This is a genomic window from uncultured Campylobacter sp., from assembly GCF_938045775.1.
Classification (GTDB): domain Bacteria; phylum Campylobacterota; class Campylobacteria; order Campylobacterales; family Campylobacteraceae; genus Campylobacter_B.
On record NZ_CALIBH010000265.1, the window covers coordinates 1 to 4,096 of the forward strand.

Here is a 4,096-nt window from a genome sequence, read left to right on the forward strand (position 1 = left end):
AGCGGTAGAGCCACCTTCCTCTACACAGGAAAAATCCCGGGCAGGCTATGCTGTGTCGTTATTGTTTTTGACCGTTCGCTTGCTTTACAGGGAAGTCTTAACATTACATATTAAGACTTTATTCTAAGACGGCTCCTTTAGAAGCCTTTTGTTAAATAGGCGGCGAGACCGCCCAACCCTCACACGAACGGATACCGCAGAATAACTACGTACCGCACGGGGCGATAATGCGCCTAGCGCTAGGGCATTTTGTTTTCACTCATCCCTTTCGCCTATTCACGAGCGAATTATGCCATATTTTTACTAAATTTTATCAAAGGCACTAAGATATGGCACTACATCGGCTAATCGGGATGGCGAAATAAAAAAATGAACATAGGTAGGGAATGGCGATGCCTAAAATTTCACATTTAGGCGCAATTTCGCGAGCGAGAGCGAACAAAAAAGCGATGTCTTATCAAACCCTAAGCAGCAAGAAGTTAAAATAAGGGTGGATTTTAAAACAAAGGTCAATAAATGCAAACTCTAACCATACGAACGGACGAGACCGTAATGCGCCAGCTCGTCGCCATAGGCAAGATTTTAGCCAGCAGCGCGAATGCGAGTTTTGAGACGCTTACGACCGAACTAACGGACGAATATGTTAAAGAGTTAAACGCTCGCGCGGACGAAGCCCTAAAAGGCAAAGGGCTAATAGACGAAGCGACTGCACGCGATACGATAGAGCGGATAAAAGCGGGCAAATATGCGCGTAAAATTTCATAGTCGCTTTTTTGACGAGCTTGACGCGATAAAAGACTTCATCGCTAAAGACAGCCCAAACAGAGCGGATAGTTTCATCGATGAGGTTTTTCGAAAGTGCCTAGATTTAAAAAATATGCCCTTAGCGCATAGGCTTAGCCAAAAGGTTAAGAAAGACAACGCTAGGGATTTAATTTTCAAAGGCTACGTTATCCCATATCTAATAGAGAGCGAGACGATTTACGTCTTAGGCATTTACGGAGCGAATGAGTGGCAAACGTGAAGCGATTAAAACGACTTAGTTTCACAAATAAACCTTAATTAAGTTTCGAGCTAAAAAAGCCGTAAAATTTTTCAATTCTTAAGAGAAATCTAGCCGTTTAAGCTAGCGAAACTTAAAAACTGAAAAATTCTAAAATGTAAAGTCCTATTTTAGGGCACTTGCTCGCGTTTAATATTGAAAAGTAAACTTTTCATTATCGCCTTTTTGAAGCTTAAAAACTTAATCGCCCAAAAAATATTTGAAAAATATTTTTGCCGTTTTTATCATTAAAATAGCGTATTATTGGGCTTATTAATGATATCGTCAAGTCGCCTCTAACCACCACTAAGTCTTTTCTTTTTACTTTCATTTAATTCCGATATATAGGTGCTTATTTCATGTTTCGATTACTTTTCTTTCTTTTTATTTTTGTTTGTAATATAATTATTTCTGAAAAAATAAGGACCTTATTAGTGGGCTTTTTCGCATTATAAGCTCACGCTACCCTTAATATTAATAAGGAGCATTCAATGGCTAACGTATCAAGTGCAAATTTAACCGATAAAGACATTAGGGGTTTAGAATGCAAAGATCGAATGTATTTTAAAGTTGTAGGTAATCCGAAAGAGCTTTATGTATATGTCTCTCCCAAAGGGCTAAAGACCTTTAAAATCAGACTTAGAAAAGATGGCAAAGATACTACTACTAAGACGCTTAGCGAATTTCGCCCGGGTATCTACTCCGTAGCAGAAGCACGCAGGGATGCCAACGCCCTTCTAGCTCAACTATCACAAGGCAAGGAGCTAAACGTAATCTTAGGCAAATCGGATAAGTATAAATCCAAAAACTTGTTTGACGAATTTATAAAAATAAAACTTATATCAATCGTGATAATACTGGCGTTTAAATAGGGTAAATTTGCTTTAAATCTATCCTCTTGTGGTCTTTTTAACCGCTACGCCATACGCTTTGTTGTAAAATAAACCCACTGCCACTTCTGCAAAATTGCACCCTAAACCACTATGATTTCTTATGGCTTGACATTTGGCCTACACGATTTCTAGGCATTAGCTGAAACGCGCCGGTAATCGATTTGCCGATACCTTGCTGTAGTTAGGCGGTCTTTAGGGTAATTTTAGTTCTGTTTAAAAGCAGTGAGATTAAAATTTATGAAAAATCAAGAATTTACACCTTAAAATTCCAAAAAATATCGGCTCGCCGTACCATAAAATAAAATTGCATCCGCAAGTTTAAATCGAACTGTAAACTTCTAAATCTACAGTATAGTCGAGTAAGCTAATTACGCAAGATTCGAATTGAAATCTTGCACACTTCCATAGCTCCGCCTAAATTTATGCTCTTGCTACGTAGATCATGATTCGTCGCAAGTGCTAGGCTTGTAGAATAATGAGCTAAGGTCGGGAGAAATTACTCTCCCTTACCCTTCTTGCCCCTCTTACCTTTAGCCTTAGATGATCCCTCTTCTTTAGCTTCGTCTTTCAACTTAGCCGTAGAGCCTTTTACTTTACCATCCTCATTCATAGCTTTATCCATGCTATCATCCATTTTCTCTTGCATCTTTTCCGATTTAGCGTTTGCTTTAGCTTTAGAGGATTTGACGGTATCTTTAGCTTTTTTACTCGCTTTTTGCTTTACGGATTTTAGATCACTTATATCGGTAGTGCCGCTTACGGCAAGATCATCTTTAATAAGCTCAAATCTTTTATCGCCTATGCCTTTAATATTTTTGATATCCTCGATATCTTTAAATTTATTATCCTTGCGGTAATCTATGATAGCCTGAGCTTTTGCCTCTCCGATACCGGGAAGTGCCATAAGCTCATCTTTGCTTGCAGTGTTTAAATTTACTGCTGCTAGCATAAATGCAGGAAGCGATAGAAATAGTGCGGATTTAAATAGGTTTTTCATTAAAAGTCCTTTTAGGTTGAGATATTTGTATTGCCAAATAAAACGTCTATTAGCATTGAGGCTTTTGCATACCTATCCCGCGTTAGTGCTAGAGAAGATATGTGCCGCTTTATATGCTTATTACGCTACCTTGCAATACGGTAGGGATTATATTTGTAGCGGGCTTAAAGGGAGATAAATTTAAGAGATATATTGAAATTTTATCTGTTCCGATCTCTTTTATTAAATAAATACCTTAAATTTTAGCCTGATCTTAAAAAGCAGATAGGCACGGATAAAGCTAGATATATTAAATTTAATAGCACCTTTTTTGCTTCCTCTTTGGAGACCGAAAAGGATAAAGCTATATATATTAAATTTAATACCGCAAGCATTGAAACGGGATTTGGATTTAAATCATGTAAAAGGTTAAGCAGCAGTATTTATGGAATTTAGCCCACCTTGCCACGCACGGAGGCTTTACGGGCGATGTTAGAACGCATAATACGGCGACGGCTGGTGTTATGAAAGGCGCGGATACTTTACATGCAAAGCTAGACGAGTAATCTTAATAAAATTTAGCCGCATTAATAAGCTTGCTTTTGTAGGACATGCTTTTCTGGGCTTGATTTTTAATAGGGTTTTATCTGCTTATAGAACGTTTCATTATATTAAGTAATAACGCCTGCCAAGCTTTATTTAGCATATAGTTTAAATCATTCGAAAGCCTTATAAGTTGCCGGCGGCTTTATAATTTAGATATAAAAACGCGGTAATGTATTAAAAACGAACGTATAAATCATAAATGAGGCTCGTAGAGGTTAGAAATAAAGATCGCACCATAGAAGTTAAAAAGCAAACGCAACAGATAGTATTAAAAAAATGATACAAACAAGCAAGTATTATAGAAAAATTTTAATCCGTATCATTTTTCACTCAATATAAGTCAAATTTAATGCAGAGTTTTGAGATTTTGTATTGTGGCGGAGGGCTAGATTTAAAATTTGTATTTGCAGAAGGTTCTAAAATTCTAAAAAGCTAGAATTTTAAATTTATCAAGCAATATTTATTAGATAAAAGAAGTGATAAGCTAAAGACATTAGAATAGAATTTAAATTGAAAATTGTATGGAAAGTTATGGAATTTTAACAAAGCCTGCAGCGACCTACTTTCCCCGTCCGAGTA

3 protein-coding genes and 1 pseudogene are annotated in these 4,096 nt (G+C 37.0%); 3 read left to right on the top strand and 1 reads right to left on the bottom strand.

Annotation, left to right across the window (positions count from 1 at the left end; all coding sequences use genetic code 11):
• Positions 1-516: 516 nt before the first annotated feature.
• The 3 genes from Q0238_RS10970 to Q0238_RS10980 all read left to right on the top strand — a co-directional run bounded on the left by Q0238_RS10970 (position 517) and on the right by Q0238_RS10980 (position 1,914).
• Positions 517-765 (top strand): hypothetical protein, encoded by a 249-nt coding sequence (locus Q0238_RS10970; protein WP_297945989.1) that lies wholly within the window; start codon positions 517-519, stop codon positions 763-765.
• On the top strand, positions 746-1,024 hold the full coding sequence (locus tag Q0238_RS10975) for a type II toxin-antitoxin system RelE/ParE family toxin (RefSeq protein ID WP_297945991.1): 279 nt from the start codon (positions 746-748) through the stop codon (positions 1,022-1,024). Before Q0238_RS10970 ends, Q0238_RS10975 begins: the two co-directional genes overlap by 20 nt.
• 509 nt (positions 1,025-1,533) lie before the next feature.
• Positions 1,534-1,914: an Arm DNA-binding domain-containing protein gene (locus Q0238_RS10980; RefSeq protein ID WP_297945993.1), complete on the top strand. Its 381-nt coding sequence runs from the start codon at positions 1,534-1,536 to the stop codon at positions 1,912-1,914.
• A gap of 778 nt (positions 1,915-2,692) precedes the next feature.
• On the opposite strand, the pseudogene Q0238_RS10985 reads toward Q0238_RS10980, so the two are convergent.
• Positions 2,693-2,932: pseudogene (locus Q0238_RS10985) on the bottom strand (helix-hairpin-helix domain-containing protein); the annotation flags it as partial.
• Positions 2,933-4,096 lie beyond the last annotated feature (1,164 nt).